9 protein-coding genes are annotated in these 19,888 nt (G+C 63.2%); 1 reads left to right on the top strand and 8 read right to left on the bottom strand.

Annotated elements, in window-relative coordinates; translation table 11 throughout:
• Window position 1: 1 nt before the first annotated feature.
• Both NKI47_RS09150 and NKI47_RS09145 read right to left on the bottom strand, forming a co-directional pair.
• Complete coding sequence (locus NKI47_RS09150; protein ID WP_352589355.1) at window positions 2-2,443, bottom strand: GcvT family protein; 2,442 nt, start codon at window positions 2,441-2,443, stop codon at window positions 2-4.
• A gap of 79 nt (window positions 2,444-2,522) precedes the next feature.
• Window positions 2,523-4,061 carry a trimethylamine methyltransferase family protein gene (locus NKI47_RS09145; protein WP_352589352.1) on the bottom strand — a complete coding sequence of 513 codons (1,539 nt, stop codon included), beginning with the start codon at window positions 4,059-4,061 and terminating at the stop codon, window positions 2,523-2,525.
• Window positions 4,062-4,279: 218 nt separating this feature from the next.
• On the opposite strand from NKI47_RS09145, the gene NKI47_RS09140 reads away from it, so the two are divergent.
• Complete coding sequence (locus tag NKI47_RS09140) at window positions 4,280-4,870, top strand: transglycosylase SLT domain-containing protein (RefSeq protein ID WP_352589349.1); 591 nt, start codon at window positions 4,280-4,282, stop codon at window positions 4,868-4,870.
• Between the two features lie 14 nt (window positions 4,871-4,884).
• Here NKI47_RS09140 and NKI47_RS09135 read toward each other — a convergent pair whose 3' ends face one another.
• From NKI47_RS09135 to NKI47_RS09110, 6 genes are all read right to left on the bottom strand, one after another.
• Complete coding sequence (locus NKI47_RS09135) at window positions 4,885-7,305, bottom strand: dipeptide ABC transporter ATP-binding protein (RefSeq protein WP_352578709.1); 2,421 nt, start codon at window positions 7,303-7,305, stop codon at window positions 4,885-4,887.
• A gap of 63 nt (window positions 7,306-7,368) precedes the next feature.
• Window positions 7,369-8,526 carry an ABC transporter permease gene (locus NKI47_RS09130; RefSeq protein WP_023675848.1) on the bottom strand — a complete coding sequence of 386 codons (1,158 nt, stop codon included), beginning with the start codon at window positions 8,524-8,526 and terminating at the stop codon, window positions 7,369-7,371.
• An 11-nt stretch (window positions 8,527-8,537) separates the two neighbouring features.
• Complete coding sequence (locus NKI47_RS09125) at window positions 8,538-9,572, bottom strand: ABC transporter permease (RefSeq protein ID WP_352589346.1); 1,035 nt, start codon at window positions 9,570-9,572, stop codon at window positions 8,538-8,540.
• Window positions 9,573-9,793: 221 nt separating this feature from the next.
• On the bottom strand, window positions 9,794-11,446 hold the full coding sequence (locus NKI47_RS09120) for an ABC transporter substrate-binding protein (RefSeq protein ID WP_352589343.1): 1,653 nt from the start codon (window positions 11,444-11,446) through the stop codon (window positions 9,794-9,796).
• A 261-nt stretch (window positions 11,447-11,707) separates the two neighbouring features.
• Window positions 11,708-17,758 carry a translocation/assembly module TamB domain-containing protein gene (locus tag NKI47_RS09115; RefSeq protein WP_352589340.1) on the bottom strand — a complete coding sequence of 2,017 codons (6,051 nt, stop codon included), beginning with the start codon at window positions 17,756-17,758 and terminating at the stop codon, window positions 11,708-11,710.
• Window positions 17,758-19,683 carry an autotransporter assembly complex protein TamA gene (locus NKI47_RS09110; RefSeq protein WP_352571778.1) on the bottom strand — a complete coding sequence of 642 codons (1,926 nt, stop codon included), beginning with the start codon at window positions 19,681-19,683 and terminating at the stop codon, window positions 17,758-17,760. Before NKI47_RS09110 ends, NKI47_RS09115 begins: the two co-directional genes overlap by 1 nt.
• Between the last annotated feature and the right edge of the window lie 205 nt (window positions 19,684-19,888).

The raw sequence follows: 19,888 nt of genomic DNA, 5'->3' as shown, positions 1-19,888 counted from the left end.
GTCACCCACGCATCCGCTCGAAATTCGCGTCGAACAGCGGGATCGGCTGCATGCGCGCAGCGTGGCGTTTGCCCAGAAGCTCAATCTCGAAGCCGTCGGCTTCGTCGGCAATCTCTTTCGGCACATAGCCGATGGCGACGGACTTTTTCGAATGATGCGCGTAGCCGCCCGACGTGACCCAACCGCGCACGGCACCGCCGTACCAGATTGCCTCGTCGCCGATGACGTCGGCATCGACAGTATCGACGACAAAGGCCCGCAGCCGCAGTCTGCCGCCTTGCTTGCGCTCGGCCAACGCCGCCTGCTTGCCGATGAAATCGGCCTCTTTGCCGTAGGCGACGAAGCGGTCGAGGCCGGCCTCCAGCGGCCCATAGATCGGCCGGTATTCGCGCGCCCATGAGCCGTAATTCTTCTCGAGCCGCAGCGCATTGAGCGCGCGCGAGCCGAACAGGCCGATGCCGAATTCCTCGCCCGCCGCCATCAGCGCCTGACAGGCGGCACGCTGATATTCCGGCGCCACCCAGATCTCGTAGCCGAGGTCGCCGGTGTAGCTGACGCGCCCGACCAGGCACGGCGCCATGCCGATATCCATCCTGCTGATGGCCATGAACGGAAAGGCCGTATTCGACACGTCAGATCGTGTGACCTTTTCAAGAAGGTTCCGCGCGCTCGGCCCGGCGATCGATAAGCCGGTGAGTTTTGCTCCCAGCGCCTCGATGCTAACAGAGTCGTCCTTCGGCAGGTGCGCTTCGAACCAGCGCATGTGGTACTGCTCGGCGACACCGCTGCCGGCCAGGAACCAATCCTTACATGCAGAATTTGGACCGCCGAGATTGGCCAGCGTGAAATCGCCGATTAGCCTGCCGTCTTCCTTCAGCATCGGCGCCAGCGTCATGCGGCCGGGCCTTGGCAGCTTGCAGGCCAGCAAGCGGTCGAGCCAGGTTGCTGCACCCGCGCCGGTCACTCTGTATTTGGCAAATGACGAGATTTCCGACAGACCAACGCCCTGCCGAACCGTCTCCACTTCTTTCGCGACATGCTCGAAGTCGCTCGAGCGGCGCCAGGAGAATTCGTCCTTGACCCCTTCGGGCGCATACCACAGCGGCACTTCCAGCCCATAGGCGACGCCCCATTGCGCGCCCTCGGCCGACAACAGATCATAGACCGGCGTGGTCTTGAGCGGTCGCCCAGCCGGCAGTTCCTCGTTCGGGAAGCGGATCGAAAACCGCCGCGAATAGTTTTCGCGCACCTTGGCATTGGTGTAGGCCATCGTCGCCCAGTCACCGTAGCGCGACACATCCATCGCCCAGATGTCGGCGCCGGGATCGCCCTCGATCATCCAGTTCGACAGCGCCAGGCCGACGCCGCCGCCCTGCGAGAACCCGGCCATGACACCACAGGCCACCCAGAACCCCGGCAGGCCGCGCACCGGCCCGACCAGCGGATTGCCGTCCGGTGCGAAGGTGAAGGGTCCGTTGATGATCTGCTTGATGCCGGTGTTCTGGAACGCCGGGAAATGCCGGAAGCCGACCTCCAGCGACGGTGCGATGCGGTCGATGTCGGGTTCGAGCAGCTCGTGGCCGAAATTCCATGGCGTCTGGAACTCGGACCATGGCTTGTTGGCCTTTTCGTAAGTGCCCATGAGCATGCCGCCGCGTTCCTGGCGCAGATAGAGCTCGCCGTCGAAGTCGACCGCATGGATGATCTCCGTGCCGGTCTTCTGGTTCCAGGCGGCGACCTCCGGCATGTCCTCGGTGATCAGGTACATGTGCTCCATCGCCAGCACCGGCAGCTCCAGCCCGACCATGCGGCCGACCTCGCGCGCCCACAGGCCGCCGGCATTGACGACATGTTCGGCCACAACCTCGCCCTTGTTGGTGATGACGCGCCACAGCCCGTCGGCGCGCCGCGCAATGTCCTCGACCTTGGTGAAACGCTCGACCTCGGCACCAAGCTTCCTCGCCGCCTTGGCGTAGGCGTGGGTAACGCCGGACGGGTCGAGATGACCGTCCTCCTTGTTGCGGACGGCACCGACGAACTGCTTGGGATCGAGCAACGGCATCAGCTCGGCCGCCTCGTCAGGCGATATTTCTTCGAGGTCGATGCCGAGATAGCGGCCCTTGGCGACGACGCCGCGCAGCCAGTCGAGGCGCGCCTCGGTCGCCGCCAGCAAGACGCCGCCAGTCAGATGCACGCCGGTCGCCTGGCCGGACAGTTCCTCGATCTCCTTGTAGAGCGAGATTGTGTATTTCTGCAGCTTGGCGACATTGGGATCGCCATTGATCGTGTGCATGCCGCCGGCGGCGTGCCAGGTCGAGCCGGAGGTCAATTCATCGCGCTCCAGAAGCACGATGTCTGTCCAGCCGTGCCGGGCCAGATGGAACAGCACGGAGCACCCGACGACGCCACCGCCGATAACCACGACCTTTGCATGCGATTTCATGGGATTCTCTCTGACGCCAACGAGTTGGATGGGAACGATGAATTCGGGGAGGAGCCCCACGAGCGCGAGCCTTCGATCATCACGGCTCGCTTTGCCCGATCGCTTCCTTGCGCTTGGCCACGTACGTCTCAAGCGCCTCGCGCCTGGAGACTTCCATCACCGGCTCGACATAGTCCTCCAGCGCCTTCTTCCAAAGCCTCGTCGCCCGCGCCGTGGCATCGAGCCCGCCAGCCTCCTGCCAGGCCTCGAAATTTTGCCAGTTGGACAGCATCGGCTGGTAGAAGGCTGTGGCGTAGCGCTCCAGAGTGTGCGGCTCGCCGAAGAAATGGCCGCCGGTCGGAACCGCACCCAGAGCCTCGACAGCAAGCTCGGCCTCGTTGACCTCGATCGGGCGCAAAAACTCCATCATGTGCTGGATCATCTCGACGTCGATGATGAACTTTTCGAACGACGCTGTCAGTCCGCCCTCTTGCCAGCCGGCGGCATGGTAGACCAGGTTGCCATGGCCGAGCACCGCGCCCCACAGCGCCATCAGCGTCTCATAGGCGCCTTGCGCGTCGGCGGCATTGGAAGCCGAGCCCGGCGTTGTGCGATAAGGCAGGTTGTAACGCCGCGCCAACTGTCCGGACGCGATATTCGCCTTGGTGTTTTCAGGCGTGCCGAACGCCGGCGCTCCCGATTTCATATCGACATTGGAGGTGAAGGCGCCATACATCACCGGCGCTCCGGGGCGGACGAGCTGCGTCAGCACCACGCCGAACAGCGCCTCGGCATTCTGCTGGGCGAGCGCGCCGGCAAGCGTCACCGGGCTCATCGCCCCCATCAGCGTGAATGGCGTTACCGCCACCGACTGGCCGAACTCGGCCATCGTCATCAGCCCCTCGGCCATCATCTCGTCGAAGCGGCGCGGCGAATTGACCGAAATGATCGTGGTGACGCCGGGATCGTCGCGCATCTCGTCAAGCGTCAGTCCGCGCGCGATTGCCATCATTTCGATGCCGTCGAGCGCCCTGCCGCTGCCGATGGCCGAGACGTGAAAGCTTTTGTCGGTCAGTGTCAGATTGGCGAAATAGGTGTCGAGATGACGGGAATTCGCCGGCAATTCTACCGGCGCGCAGACCTGGTTGCCTAGCATGTGGATGCAGTTGAAATGCTGCGCCAGCCGGACGAGATCGGAATAATCGCGCAAATTGCCGGCACGGCGGCCGCGCTCCATGTCGTGCACATTCGGCGGCCCGGCGACGAGCGTGAAGTTGATGGTATTGCCGCCGAGGTGGACGGCATGGGCGGGATTGCGCGGCGTCAGCGTATAGCTGGACTGCGTCGTCTTCAGCGCTTCCTCGATCATGCCGCGATCGATGCGGACGTTCATCGTTGCATGATCGACCTTGGCCCCGGCCTTCTCGAACAGCGACAGCGCCCGCGGGCTCATCACCTCGATGCCGAAATTCTCCAGGATATGCATCGACGCTTGGTGGATCGCCTCGATCTGGTCGGCCGAGAGCATCGCCATCGGCGGATAAGGGTTTGTCACCCGCCTGAGCGGCAGTTGCGGGATGGCGGTCGGTCCCCTGTTGCTGGTTCGCTCGGCGCCGCGCTTGCGTCTTGGTTCGCTCATGCGGCGCATCAAAGCGCCGGCACGAGGATCGAGCTGTCAAGAATCCGCCACCTGCGGGCGTGATTTTAGCCAAGGCGCCATTGTGGGAATTTCACGTCGGTAAAAGCGACAACAAACGTCGGAATGTTTATACCTGCTCAGTGTCGGCCAAAGCGGCCGATGAGCCGTTAAGGAACGCAGCAAGATTCCTTTTATGTTTTCGGCCTAATGCTCTTGCAATGCGTAGGTTGAGTTTTAGTAAAATTGTAGCGATTGCCGTGCCGCTGGCGCTTTCGGCCTGCGCAACGCCGCCGAACCACATCAACGATGTCTGCGCCGTTTTCGACCAGAATGACGGCTGGTTCGACAATTGGCAGGCGGCGGCACAACGCACCGAGCAGAAATACGGCGTGCCGGTTCCCGTGCTGATGGCGACGGTGCGCAAGGAATCCGGCTTCAAGAGCAACGCAAGGCCGCCGCGCACCAAGCTGCTGGGCTTCATTCCCTGGAAACATATCTCCAGCGCCACCGGCTTCTCGCAGGCGCTCGACGGCACCTGGGCGCAATACCAGAACGAGACCGGCAGCTGGGCGGCGCGCCGCACCAGGTTTGCCGATGCCGTCGATTTTGTGGGCTGGTATCATTCCAAGACCGCCGACACGCTCGGCGTCGCCCGCAACGACACCTACAATCTGTATCTCGCCTACTATCTCGGCTGGAATGCCTATAAGCGCGGCAATCGCGGCGACGCCGACGTGCAGCGCTATGCGCATGCCACCGAACAGATGGCGCAGGACTACGCCGCGCAGCTTCGGCAATGCGCGCCCTAGCCTATTAACGGCTCTCAGCCGCCCTTGGGTTTGCGCGGCTTGCGGGTGGCGTCCTCGGCCTGTCGGCCGTCGCCGACAGTCGGCGGCATGATTGGTGCCACCTGGCTGTCGGCAGAGCTTGAGGTGCCGGTCTCTGAAACCTCGTCGCGAACCTCGTGACGGCGGGCTTTGGCGACCGCTTCGGCATTCTCCACTGCCTGACCCTCGGCATCGGCTTCAACGCTGCCAGTCTTTCCATGCGGGCGCTTTGGCGGATCTCCGGCAAAGCCCGGGCCAACACCGTGGTTTGCATCATCCGGCACGCCCTCATTTGCGGCGTGCTCCTTGTCGAATTTGATCACCGGCTCCATTTTCGCCAGCACGTCGTCGGACAGCCAGCACAAGCTCATATGGCCGTCGCCGAGATTTTTGACTGGCGGCACCGTGGTTTCGCAAAGGTTGTCCGGCACCAGTTTCTTGTAGCCGCAGCGCGTCTGGAACGGACAGCCGGACGGCGGGTTCATCGCCGAAGGGATGTCGCCCTCCAGCACGATGTGCTTCTTGACCACGCTTGTGTCGGCGATCGGGATCGCCGACAGCAATGCCTCGGTATAGGGGTGATAGGGCGGCGCGAATATCTGGTCGGTCGTGCCTTGCTCAACGATATAGCCGAGATACATGACGACGACGCGGTCGGCGATGTAGCGCACCACCGACAGATCGTGGCTGATGAACAGCATCGTCGTCTTGTTCTTGCGCTGGATGTCCATCAAGAGCTCGGTCACCGCGGCCTGGACCGACACATCCAGTGCCGAGACCGGCTCGTCGGCCACCACCACCTTGGCGTCGCCGGCAAAGGCACGCGCAACGCCGATGCGCTGTTTCTGGCCGCCTGAAAGCTGGCGCGGCTTGCGTGTCTCGAATGCCCTCGGCAGCTTCACCAGGTCGAGCAATTCCAGCATCCGCTTGCGTCGGTCGGCCACCGTGTCGCCGACATTGAACTTTTCCAGCGTACGGATGATCTGCGAACCGACCGAATGGCTGGGATTGAGCGTGTCGAACGGATTTTGGAACACCATCTGGATCGACGACACCGTGTCGACGCTGCGCTTCTCGATCCCGGTCGACTGGATCTCCTTATTGCCGAGCTTCACGCGGCCGGAGCTTGCCGTTTCGAGGCCGAGCAGCACCTTGGCCAGGGTCGATTTTCCGCAGCCGGATTCGCCTACGATCGCGACGGTCTCGGATTCGCGCGCCATGAACGAGATCGTCTCGTTGGCCTTGACGACACGGCCCTCGCTCGAGCCGAACACTTCGCTGCCGCCGACCTTGTAGTACTTCCGGAGGTCTTCGATCTGGAGCACCGGCGCACCGGGCACCACCCGCTCGTTGACCTTCTTGGCGCCGGGCGGCAGCGCCTCCCAGTCGATCTCGTTGAAGCGCACACAGCGCGAGAAATGCCCGTCATGGCCTTCGACCGCGATCATCGGAATTTCGGCGGCGTTGCAGACGCCCTCGACGAAATGGTGGCAGCGCGGCCCGAAATTGCAGCCCTTCGGCCGCTCGTGCGGTAGCGGCAACTGCCCCGGGATGGAAATCAGCGGCCGCGAATTCTTGTCGGCGCCCGGCAGCGGGATCGAGCGGAACAGGCCTTGCGTGTAGGGATGGCGCATCCGGTCGAAGACGTCCTTGATCTTGCCCGTCTCCACCGCTTCGCCCGAATACATCACCGTGATGCGGTCGCAGGTCTCCAGGATCAGGCCGAGATTGTGCGACACGAAGATCATCGAGGTGCCGAACTTCTCGCCCAGCCCCTTGACCAGGTCGACGATGCCGGCCTCAACCGTCACGTCGAGCGCTGTCGTCGGCTCGTCGAGCAGAAGCAGCGCAGGCTTCGACAGCAGCGCCATGGCAATGACGATGCGCTGCTGCTGACCGCCGGAAAGCTGGTGCGGGTAGGAACGCATCATGCGCTCGGGATCCGGCAGCTTCACCGCGCGCACCATTTCCAAGGCGCGTTTGTAAGCTTCGTCCTTCGACACCTTGTCGTGGATCAGTGGCACTTCCATCAGCTGCTGGCCGACCTTCATCGCCGGGTTAAGACTGGCCATCGGTTCCTGGTAGATCATCGCGATCTTGTTGCCGCGGATAGCTCGCAGTTCTTCGTCGGACAGTTCTCCCATGTCCTTGCCCTGGAATTTGATCTTTCCGCCAACGATCTTTCCGATGTTGGAGAGGTCGCGCATGATGCCCAGCGACACGGTCGACTTGCCGCAGCCGGATTCGCCGACAATACCCATCGCCTCGCCGGGCATGACCGTGCAGGAAAAATCCATGACCGCCGGGATTTCGCCCTTGCGGGTGAAGAAGGAGATCGACAGGTTCTCGATCTCGATGATCGGCCCATTGGTCGGCCCATTGGTCGGCTTGGCGGGATTTCGAACTGCCTCATTCATGGGTCGCTCCAATCCTTGTTCTTCAGGCATGTCGGGCCGAACCCGGCATCGATCTTCCCGGCATCAATCTTTCATAGACTGTTCGCGCAACGAATCCGCCAGGAGGTTGAGGCCGAGCACGAACGACATCAATGCGATCGTCGGCGGCAGCGCCGGGTGGATGAAGGAGCGCAGCAGCCGGCTGGCATCCTTGATCGCCGTGCCCCAGTCCGGGCTTTCCGGCGCCAGTCCCAGCCCGAAATAGCCGAGCGTGCCGAGCAGGATCGTGGTGTAGCCGATGCGCAGGCAGGCGTCGACGATCAGCGGCCCGCGCGCATTGGGCAATATCTCCCACAGCATGATGTACCAGGGCGATTCACCGCGCGTTTGTGCCGCCGCAACATAGTCGCGCGTTTTGATGTCCATGACCAGGCCGCGCACGATGCGGAACACGCCGGGGCTGGAGGCGAACACCACCGCCACGAAGATGTTGAGCTGGTTGGGATCGATGTGGATGATCTTGAACGGATCGGCATCGAAGACAAGGCCCGCATAGATCCAGCCGCCAAGTACCAACGTCAGGCCAAGCAGGATATAGAGGCGGTCGGGGCGGTTCTTGTAGCGCGTCCAGAACAGCACACTGAAGAAGATGATCGGAAACAGGAAGAACAGCCCTGCCATCGCGTAGGGGATCGGCGTGTCCATGATGCCCGGCGTCACCAGCAGGTAGAACAGGAGGATCACCGGGAAGGCCAGCACAAGGTTGGCGAGGAAGGACAGCACCGTATCGATCTTGCCGCCATAATAGCCGGCCGGCAGGCCGAGCGTAATGCCGACCATCAGCGCAAAACCGGTCGCCGCCGGCGCGATGATCAGCACGATCTGGCTGCCATAGACCATGCGGGAGAACACGTCGCGGGCGAGCTTGTCGCCGCCGAAATAGTATACAAGTTTCGACGCCGGCTCGATTGCGCCCGGCAGCGCGTCCTTCATGATCGGCACTTGGGCGAGCGGATCGAAGGGCGAGATGGTCGACGCGAAGATCGCCGTAAACAGCCAGAACAGGCAGATGCCGACGCCGACGATGCCGACGCCGCTGTCGAAAAGCTGGCCGTAAAGGCCTAGCTTCTTCTTGTAGCCGAAGCTCGCCCCCATCACCAGGGCGAGAGCGATCCAAACCGGCCAGAAGCGGGTAAGCACGCCGAGTACGACGTTGAAGGCGCTGAGATATTCGACCTGCATCCGCCGGTCTCCTATTGAACTCTGATGCGCGGATTGAGGAACGCGTAGCCGACATCGGAGATGAGCTGTGTGATCAGGACGATAAACACCGAGACCAGCGAGCAGCCGAGCAGAAGATCGATGTCGTTGTTGCCGGCGGCCTCGACCAGGGTGTAGCCGAACCCCTGGTAGCGGAACATCACCTCGACGATGACGACGCCGGTGAGCAGCCAGGGGAACTGCAGCATGATGACCGTGAATGGCGCGATCAGCGCGTTGCGCAGAGCGTGCTTTATCACCACGCTGCCGAAGGAGAGGCCCTTCAGCCGGGCGGTTCGGATATATTGCTGTGTCATCACCTCCACCATCGAGGCGCGGGTCATGCGGGCGATGTAGCCGATGCCGTAGATCGCCAGCGTCATCACCGGCAAGGTGAAATTGTAGAAGGTGATCCCTTGGCTGGCCGAGGCCGCCGAACCGTTCAGCACGCCGAGCCAGGAGGCAAAGATCACGGTGAAGATGACGCCCGAAACATATTCGGGCGTCGCCGTCGAGGCGATCGACGCCACCGACAATGTGCGGTCGGTGCGTGAGCCCTCGCGCATGCCGGCAAGAATGCCGATCAGAAGCGAGACCGGCACCATGACGGCCAGCACGCAGAGCATCAGGATGCCGGTGGCGCTGAGCGCCGGAAAGAGTTTCGAAGCGACCGTCGTCTTGAACTTGGTCGAGCAACCGAAATCGCCTTGCAGGATGCCGGAGAATGTCGGCACGACCGGATCGTTGCAGAAGGAGAAACGCTGTGCGGGCTTGCCGGTCGCCGGGTCGGTCACCGGCTGCTTGGGCATGATGCCCAGCCATTGGCCGTAGCGGATAAAGAAATTCTGCCGGTAGCCATGGTTGACCAGCCAAGCCTCAAGCTGCTCGGCGGATGTGTGCATTTCGGTCTGGCTGATCGCGAGCTTCTTCAGATTAGGCCCGAGATTGACCAGGAAGAAGACGATCATCGTCAGGCACAGCATCGTCACTGCCATGGTGCCGAGACGCCTGATAACGAAAGAAAGCATGGCGGTCCCCTGCCGGTCGGGTTGGGGGGTGGAACCGGTTTGCAAGCCGTGCGCTGCCGCCAGCGGCAGAACAAGCCTTCAGACCAGTCCCAGATGCAATACCCTTTTTATTGCAGACCCAGGCCGAAGAGTCCGCAACTTTTTGCTGCGTCGACTTCCGGTCCAAGGACCATGCAAAGAGCGAGGGAAAGGGGCGAGACGCCCCTTTCCGGATCGTCCGGTCAGGCCTGGTCGAGCCAGACCTTGCCGTAGTCGCGCTCGAAGGTCGGGTGCATCTTGTAGTTCTGCACCGCCTTGACCGAATGGCTGTAGAGCTTGCGCCAATAAGGCTGGATGATAATGCCGGAATCCTGCAGGATCTGCTCGATATCCTTCATCATTTCCTTGCGCTTGGCGGCGTCGGCAACTGCCAGCGCAGCGTTGAGCTTGGCATCCCACTCCGGATTCGACCAGGCCGTCTCGTTCCAGGCCTCACCTGTGCGATAGCCGATCGCCAGAACCTGGACGCCGAGCGGCCGCATGTTCCAGTTGGTCATCGACAGCGGATACTTCGTCCAGTCGTTCCAGAAGGTCGAACCCGGCAGCACCGTACGCTTGACCTTGATGCCGGCGTCGCGCATCTGCGCGGCGATCGCATCGCCGGTGTTCTTGTGCCAGTCTTCGTCGACCGTGATCAGCTCGTGCTCGAAATCGGCCTGGCCGGCTTCCGCCATCAGCGCCTTTGCCTTGGCCGGGTCGCGAGCAACCTTCGGCAATTCGTAGTATTCCGGATGGATCGGGGCGACATGGTGGTTTTCGGCAACCGTGCCGGCATTGCCGTAGCCGAGTTGCAGGACGACATTGTTGTCGACCGCGAGCTGCAGCGCATTGCGAACCTTCTGGTCGCCGTAAGGCTTGTTGCTCACGTTGGTGCGGCAGACGATCGTCGACGCGGTGACGACCTCCGACTTCGCCAAATCCATGCCGTCGAGGATCGACACATAGTCGGCCGACGTTTCGAAGTTGGTGTGCACTTCGCCTGCCTCGAAGGCGCTGACCATGGCCGCCGGATCGGTGCCGTAGTCGATGAACTCGATGCCGTCGAGGAAGACCTCGCCGTCCCACCACTTGTTGTCTTCACGACGCTTGTAGACCACTTTCTGGCCGACATCGTAGGAGACCAACTCGAACGGCCCAGTGCCGATCGGGCAGGCTTTGAAGTCGCCGCCTTTTTCGTCGAACGTCTTGTGGACGATGAGGCCGGGATAGTCGCACACGTTGGGAATGAGGGCGATATCCGGCTTGCTGAGCGTCAGCTTGATCGTGTGGTCATCGACCTTGGTCACCGCGCTCTCATCCAGCTTGTCGTCCTTGACCAGCGAACCGAGGCGACCTGGCATGGAATTGCCTTCGGCCTTCTTGTCGGCCCAACGCTTGAGGTTGAAGATGACGTCGTCTGCGGTGAACGGATCGCCGTTGTTCCAGGTGACGCCTTTGCGCACATGCAGCGTGTATTCGGTGGCGTCGTCATTCACGTCCCAGCTCTCCAGCAGATAGGGGCGGAACGTGTATTCGGTGGTGTATTTGACCAGCGGCTCGAGCGCCTGGCGCTCGGCATTGGCGATTTCCGACCAGTCGGACTTGCGCGGATCCTTCGGATCCTTGATCCATTGCGCGACCTTCAGTATGCCGCCTTTCTTGCCCTTCACCTCTTCCGCCTTGGCCGGCGTGGGGTCTGCGAGGCCAAGCATGCCATAAGCCATCGCCGTCGACGCGCCGAAGACGCTGGCGAGAGCCAGAAATTCGCGACGATCCATCTTGCCTGCCTTGGCATCTTCGGCCATGGCCAGGATGTGATCGGGAACGCGGTCGCCGTTACTCTTGTAGATCGTCATGACTAACTCCCATTGTTGGCTTTCTGCCTTTTAACATTCCGCATCCGCGCCATGATGTCAAAGACGGCAGGGATTGGGAACATGCCAAGGAATGTGCAACTTTGAAAGCAGGGCGGTTCGCGCGATAACGACAGTCTTGGCGCAAATTTGCTACTGCGCCAGGGATTTCGTCCGAAATCCCCACGGGCAATTAAACTGGGACATTCGCCGCTGCGCCGTTGGTTCTTCAGACAACCAACTGTTCTGCGCGAACGGCCGGTTTCAATATTCCCGTTCGTAGAAAACACCGCCTTTGGCTTCGCCGGCGTCGGTTGCCTCGCCACGCAGCTTGACGCCGCGCCCGACGTCGAGATCGACGGTTGCCTTGCCCGAGCCCGGCCTGTCGCCCTTCTGGATCGTCACGTAGGTGCGGTCGTTGAGATACTTGCCCGCCGAGACGGCGGTGCCGCCCTGTTCGTCGGTGATCACGTCGAGGTCGTCGACGCCGATCGCGCTGCGCAGGTTCTGCAGCAGGGAGGTCGAGCCGCCGACGCCGGCCAGTTGTCCGGCAGCCTCGGCAAGCTGCGCGATCTGCAGCGGCGACAGGTTCGACATCGAACGGCCGAAGATCAGCTGCGCCAGCACCTCATCCTCCGGCAACGCGGGTACCGAGGAGAAGGTGAATTTCGGGTTGTTCGCCTCGCCCGACACCACGATAGTCACGGTGGCGCTGGTCGTCTTCGATTGCGCCGTGAGATTGAGGTAGGGCACCAGAGAGCCGGAAAAGCCGACGGTGCCTTCCGTGAAGGTCAGCCGCTTGGCAAGGATCGTCAACCGCCCGCGCCGCAAGGTGAAGGTGCCGACCGCCTGGGGTGACGATGCCGGGCCGGTCAGCCGCAGCGAACCGCCGAGCTCGGCGTCGACACCCCTGCCCTGGATGAAGATCTGGCTCGGCGCATTGACCGTGACGTCGAGATTGAGGCCGCTGCCGCCGCCACCGCTGCTTGCAGCGGCCGGGCGCAACGCCTTGTCCTGGGCACGCACGGCGGCCGGCGCATTCTTGTGCTTGACGTTGAGCTCGGCCAGCGAGCCGGGCAGCTTTTCCGGTACGGTGATGACGGTCTTGGCCAGGTTGACGGTACCGGAAATCACCGGCGCGGAGATGAGCGGTCCCTTGACGGTCAGGTCGCCGCCAAGATTGGCGGTGACCACCTTGCCGTCGGTATAGCGGCCGTCGACGAGCTTGATCGACAGATCGGCCGGAAAACCCTTAGCCGGATCGATGCCGACGGTGCCGCTGGCCGAAAGGCTGCCGCGTGTCGACAGCGTGCCGGTCAGGCGATTGATCCTGGCCACGCCATTGCCGATAGCGACATCGGCAGTGATGTCGTTGATCGCAAGCCCCGAGCGCGCGTCGAGCAGGCGGGCGCCCGACGTGCGGACCGTGCCTGAGATCACCGGCGACGTCGCCGGGCCGCGCACCTGCACATCGACGTCGGCCGTGCCGCTCAGGGACAGGCCTTGCGCGGCGAGTGTCCTGGTGAGGAAGGCGAACGGCACCTTGCCGGAAAAGTTGAGATCAAGGGTGGGCCCGCCTGATGTCGTCATCGTGCCGCCGCCCTTGAGGCCGAGGCCGGCGGCATCGCTCATGTTGGCGTCGAAGGTCAGTCTGTTGCCCGAATACGTACCTGAGGATGAAACGCCCATGTCGCCGAAACCTGCACCACGGGTCTGCGACGTCTGAACGCCTGCGGCGTCGATCTTGAAGGCAACGGCCGGATTGGCCGGCGCGCCCGTCACCTTCACAGTGCCTGAGATGGAACCGGCGGCATCGAGGCCCGGCGAAAAACTGTTGGCTATCGAGATCGGGACGCGGGCCAGCGTCGCGTTGAGGTCGAACGCCTGCCCAGCCTTGCCCGTGACCGTCGCCGTGCCGCCGCCGAGGTTGAGCACCAGCCTGTCGAGGCTGGTCACTCCATTGGCGATGTTGATGGTCGAGGCCTGGGCGATGGCCGCCTTGATGCCGCGGATGGTCGCCTCGCCGGAGGCAAGTTCGACCGTCGTCGTGCCCTTGACCGCCTTGACCCGGCCGGCCGCCCTCAGCGGAATATCCTTGATGGTGGCGCCACCGGAAAAGCCGGTCCATTCGCCGTCGCGCTTGAGATCGACGTTGACGCCCCGAATAGCCGTGCCGCCGGAAGTTACGCTGTCGGCACGGATTTTGCCCGAGATCACCGGTGCCGCCAGATAGTTGGCGATCAGCGCATCGATGCTCACGGCCTTGGCCGAGACATCGCCGCGCGAGATCGAGGCCGTCGTCGCCTTGACGGCGACTTGCGGCACGGTGCCCGCCTTGGAGAAGGCGATCGTGCCGCGCACATCGCCATCGGCCTTTTCCAGTGCCAGGGCCGCAAGCGGACCGATATCGGGCAGGTCGAGCGCCACGGTGCCGGCCGGCAGGAAGGCATCGTCGAGCGCCAGGTCGCCGGAGATACGGTTCTTGCCGAGCGACAGCAAAAGTCCATTGATGGCGCGTTTGCCGTCCGATGTCGCCAGCACGGCGCTGCCCTGCAGCGGTTGGCCCGCGACATTTCCGGTGAGTTGCACATTCGCAGCCGGGTTGGCGGCATCAGCCTTGCCGGTGGCAGTGAGCTTCAGACCGGTGATCTCGCGCGCCGCGACCGAAAGCCTGTCGCTGTTGACACTCAGCGACAGATCCGGCGCGGTGCTGGCGCCTTGCGCATTCAGCGCGAAAGAGATGGCGCCTTTGGCGTCCTTGGATAGCAGCGAGACGTCGCCTAGCGCGCCTTTGACGTCGGCGCTGAGCTTGTTGTCGGCAAGGCTCGCCTGGCCGTCTGCCGTCAGCGAACCGGACGACAGCCTGACGGTATTGGCGGTGACATTGCCATTGGCGTCCCGCTTCAGCGCGGCACTGAATTGCGTTCGCTCGGCGAGCACGCCACGTACCGCCCCCGGCAGTGCCGCCGAGGCGGCGTCCGCCTTGACATTGAGGTCGATGGCGCCGTCGGCCAGCGAGACCCGCCCGTTGAAGCCGCTGTTCAACGCGTCGCTGGTCACCGTGCCGCTATCGATGACGATGGCATCGGCGGCAAGGCTGCCGGCGAGTTTGGCGGTGACCTTGCCGGCGATCAGCGGCGCGATAGTCGGATTGTCGAGGCCGATTTTTTCGGCAGTCACGGTGCCGGTGATCGGCCCGCTCCGGGCTTTCACGTCAAAGCGATCGGAGTGCAGTGCAAGCGTGATACCCTCGATCATAGCTAGATTGGTGGCGGCCGATGGCAGCGTCGCGGAAATGTCGAGCTTCGGCTGGGCGCCCTGCCCGGCCGCCGTTAGCGATATCGCCTGTAGCTCGAGCTTGATCGGGCTCTCCTTGCTGCCAAGCGACAACGGCAGGCTCGGACCGGTAGAGGCCAGGTCGAGCGAAAAATCGCTGGCACCGTTCGGATTGATGATGCCGGCTGCCTTGCCGGAGATTTTCTCGCCGGCAAGCGTCGCCTGCTCGATGGCCAGGCCGCTGGCCGACGAGAAACGGCCTGCCGCGTCGAGATCCAGCGGCCCGAGCCCAGCCTGCCGGGTCTGGCTGGTTTCGGCGCCGCTGAGCCGGGCGGTGAAGCGAATATCTGGGGCAGCCGACGATCCGGTGACCTGCGCGGTGCCGCTGAGCGCGCCCACGGCATCGAGACCCGGTGAAAAATCATTGGCAAGCGCTGCCGGCACCGCCGACAAGGTGGCAGCGAGATCAAGCGTCTGGCCGGCCGTACCCGACACGGCAACCGAACCACCGCCGACACCGAGCGCCAATTTCTCTATGCTCACCCTGCCATTGGCGATTGTCAGCGCTGATGGCTGCGCGACAGCTGCCTTGATGCCGCGGATGGTCGCCTCGCCCGAGGCAAGCTCGATGCTGGTGGTGCCGTTCGCAACCCTGACCAGCCCGGACGCGCTGGCCGGAATGCCGGCGACCGTGGCGCCGCCGCTAAAGCCGGTCCAGTCGCCATCGCGCTTCAGGTCGACATCGATGCCGCTGATCACCGTGGTTCCGGAGGTGATCGTGTCGGCCTTGATCTTGCCGGCGATTGCCGGTGCTTTGAGATAATTGGCGACCAGCGCGTTGACGGCGATTGTCTTCGCCGCCAGTTCGCCGCGCGAAATCACGGCGCTCGTCGCATCGATCGCGACCGTCGGCGCTCCGTTGTCGTTCGCAAAGCGGATGGTGCCGCGCACGTCGCCGGCTACCGACTGGCCTGCGAGTGCGGCCAGCGGAGCAATATCGGCGGCATCGAGGGTCAACGTGCCGAGCGGCAGCAGGTTGTCGTCGAGCCCGAGGTCGCCGGAGACCTTGTTGTCGGCTAACGAGACGGCAAGTCCATTGATGGAGCGCTTGCCGTCGGTTGTGACCAGCGATGCCTTGAGGTCGAGCGGCTGGTCGTCGACCGAGCCGGTCAGCGAGACATCGGCGGCGGGACTGGCGATATCGGCCTTGCCGCTCGCGCTCAGCTTGATCTGCTTCACCGCATGGCCGGACGCCGTTAGGCTGTCGCTGTTGGCCGAAACCGAGAAATCCGGTGCGCTGCGCGCGCCGCTTGCGGTAAGCCCGAAACCGACGGCGCCGCCGACCTTGGCGCCGACCAGCGGCGACAGCACCGACACGTCGCCCAGCGTACCCTTGATATCGGCCCGGATATCGGTGCCTTGCGCACTGGCGGTGCCGCTGGCGCTAAGCGTGCCGGAGGTGAGTTGCAATGCGTTGGCGGCGAACGCACCGTCCGGGTCGCGTGTCGCGGTTGCGGAAAACTGCACGCGCTCGCCGAGAACCGAGCTGATTTGCGGCGGCAGCGCCGTCGAAGCCGCGTCGGCATTCATCTTGAGCGTCATCGACAGATCGGCAAGCGCCACTGTGGCTGTTACGGACGCATTGAGCGCGTCGCTGCGTAGCGTGCCTTCGTCGACGACAATCTGTTCCTTGCTGACGGAGCCGGCGAGACCGGCGCTGACCCTGCCCGTTATCAGCGGCGCCAAAGTCGCGACGTCGGTGTTCAGGCCGGCCGCCGTCAGCTTGATGGTGACCGGCCCGCTACGGTTCTGGATGTCGAAACCATCGGAATGCACTTGCCCGATCAGGTCGTCCACCCGCGTGCCGCCCGCCACCACCGAGACCAGCGACGCGCCGATATCCACCATCGGCGCCTTGCCATCGCCGAAAGCGCGGGCCGTGGCATCCTTGATTGCCACGGTTATCGGTTGCGCCTCGCTGCCGAGGCTGAGCACGATCGGCGGCCCCTTTGCGGCGAGCTTCACCGAAAGGTCGCTGGCGCCGTTCGGATCGACAATGCCGGCGGCGGTCGCGTGCAAGGCGCCGCTGTCGATATTGGCGCGCTCGACATCGACGCCGCCGGCCGCGGTCGCCGTGCCGGCGAGGTCGAAGCTGGTCTTGCCGGCAAACAGCGGTTTCAGGGTTTCGGGCAGGAAGCGCTCGAATTCGCCATCGCCGTTGGCCTCGACATAATGACCCTTGTCGGTGAGCTGATGGCGACCGGTAAGCTGGGTGACGATCCGGCCGTCGACAACGAAGGTCCCGATGCCATTCCAGTTGGCGAGCGGTCCGGTGCCGGAAACGACAATGTTGACCGGCGGCGCGCCCGGCAGGTTGAGCAGGTTGGCGATGATGCCGCCGGCCGGCTCGGATGCCTTAAGGTCGAGGTCGAGCTTGTTGTCGGCCGGCGCGAAATGGGCTTTGGCGTCGACCGTGCCTTGCTTGCCGTCGTGGCGAACGATGTTGAGGTTGGTCTCGATCGCCAATGGTGAGGCGTCCGCCTTGAGCGCTCCCTTGGCTGCAAGTTCGGCGACACCGCTGCCGGCCAGAGCCTGCCCGAGCGCGATTTCGGGAAGGTCGAGTTGCCTGACGTCGATGGAAACCGGCAGCGTCGTCGCTCCGCTTTGGCTCGACTGTGTATTGGCCACCGGCAGCCTTGCCAACTCGATACGCTCGGCCCCAATGCGATCGGCGCTGAAGCTCTTCGACAGGAGTGCCAGCGGCGACCAATCGACGGCCACGTTGCGCGCCACCATCCAGGCGCCTTCGCGATCCTCCAGAACGACATGATCGACCCTCAGCGCGCCCGACCAGATACCGTCGATGCCGACGACAGTGACCTTGCGATCACCGGTCGAGGCCATGGTCGAGATGATGCCGGCAAGGTTTTCGCGGCCGCGCTCGGTTTTGGTCAGCACGACGAGCGCCCCCACCGCCGCTGCCACGACGATGAGCAGCGTGTAGAAAAGGATACGGAGGATGCGCCTGAATATTGCCATCAGAATGCCTGGCCGATGCCGGCATAAATGCCGAAATGAGGATCGTCGGGGCCGCGGTTGAGCGGCACCGCCGCGTCGACGCGCAGCGGCCCGAACGCCGTCAGATAGCGCAAGCCTACACCCGCGCCGACCTTCATGTCCGAAAAATCGGGGACCTGCCTGGTCGACACCGTGCCGGCATCGACGAACGGCACGACGCCGATCTTGTCGGTGACGGCGATGCGCATCTCGACCGAGGTCTCGAAGAACGAAAGCCCGCCGATCGGCTCTCCATTGCTGTCCTTCGGGCCGATGCCTTGATAGGCATAGCCGCGCACCGAACCGCCGCCGCCTGAGTAGAAGCGTCGATCTGCCGGAACATCTTGAAGACTGGCGCCGATGATAGAGCCGATGGCGACACGTTCGGCGAAAACGAATTTCGAGGCCGAATCGAGTGACTGGTAGGCCGACCCCTCGCCCTTCAGCTTGACAAACGCAGCCCCGCTCAAAATGTCGTAGCTCGGCTCGCCATAGGCCAGCACCCTGAAGCCCCGGGTCGGATTGAGCTTGCTGTCGCGATTGTCGTAGACATATTGCAGTGGAATGCTGGCGATCAGATAGGTGTGCTTGCCGAAAGCGTCGTGGATCCTCGAATAATCCAGCGCGACTTGCGCGGAAACCGTCTGCTTCTTGTCGAGTTCGTAGGATAGGCCGGTGCTGCCCTTGACCGAGAAATGGTCGTAGGCGTCGGGGTGCTCCAGCACGGTATTGACGCTGGCAATGAACTTCGACGCCGGCCCGACCACGCCCGGCTTTTCGAACATGACGCCGGCATTGTAATTGAGCTGGGTCAAGTCGTTGCTGCCGATGCCGCTGATCTTGCCGTCGATGCGCAGCTTTTCGGCGCGGCCAAACAGATTGCGGTGCCCCCAATAGCCTTCGAGGCCCAGCCCCTCGGTGTTTGAGAAGCTGCCGCCAATGCCGAAATAGCGTGGCTTGCGCTCGCTGACCTCGACACCGATCGGGATGTTGCCCTCGGCGTCGAGCGCGTCGGCTTCCTTCACCGTCACGCTGTTGAAGACCTCGAGCCCAAGCAGCCGGTCGCGCGCGTCGTCGATCTCATCGGGCGAATACTGGCGGCCGCGCTTCAGGCCGGTCATATATTCGGTGAAGTCGCGGTCGACCTTTTCGGTGCCCTCGACAGTGGTGTCGCCATAGCCGGCGACCGGGCCGGCCGCGACGGCAAGCGTCACGTCGAGCGTCGAACCGGCGTGCTCGGCGACGATCTCGCGGCCCGTCACCTTGGCCAGCGGTCTGCCTTCTTGCTTGAGTGCCCGCACGATCGCCGCCTCGGCCTTGAGCACGGCGCCCGAACTGGCGTCACCGCCGGCGATCAGGCCGAAATCGGCACTTGCCAGCCCCGCCGCATCGCCTTCCAGTCTGATGTTGCCAAGCGTGAATTTCGGCCCGGCTGCTATGCTTATCACCACCGGTATCGGCTGCGGACCCGAAAACTCGGCATCGGGCGGCAGATCGTCGAGCGGCTTGCCCTGAATAGTGATGGTGACGACACCCTCGTAGCGGGCGTCAGTGTAGAGTGCGGCAACAAGTTGCTCACGGTCACTGCGCGCCTTGGCCAGCAGGCCGAGAGAACCGGATACCGGGTGTTCCTCGTCGGCCTTCAGCGCCGAGGCGTTTTCGAGCTTCTCGGCGAGATCCTTGTCGGCGTCCGGCGCCTCGATCGTCACCGCATAGCGCAGCGGGTCGACGATATCGGCATCTTCGTCTTTGGATCCCCACAGCTTGATGCCGAAAATCTCGAAGGCTGCCGCACTTCCGGTTTCGGCAACAAGTGCCGTAGAGCACAACAATGCGAAAAGCAGGGCGCGCGAAAGCGCGCGCCGTGGCGCGGTTCCTCCCGACATCTGCCTTTCATACGCCGGCATTACGCTCCTAGCCTAGCTCGCAAACCTAAAATTGGAATGAAGTTCTGAAGCACTCGTAAAGGGGCCACAATCCAATTGCTGAAATAGACAGGGCTTGGAACTCACACCTTCTGCGTCGCCGCAAGAAAGCGTGATCCCCTGTCCTATGGAGCTACTACCGGTCACCGGCCGGAAAGCAAACCGTTGGCAGGCGGATCCTGCCGCG

Source organism: Mesorhizobium sp. M0633 (assembly GCF_040320645.1).
Classification (GTDB): Bacteria; Pseudomonadota; Alphaproteobacteria; order Rhizobiales; family Rhizobiaceae; genus Mesorhizobium.
Note: the sequence above shows the minus strand (reverse complement) of the source record. Positions and strands in the feature narration are given on the sequence as shown.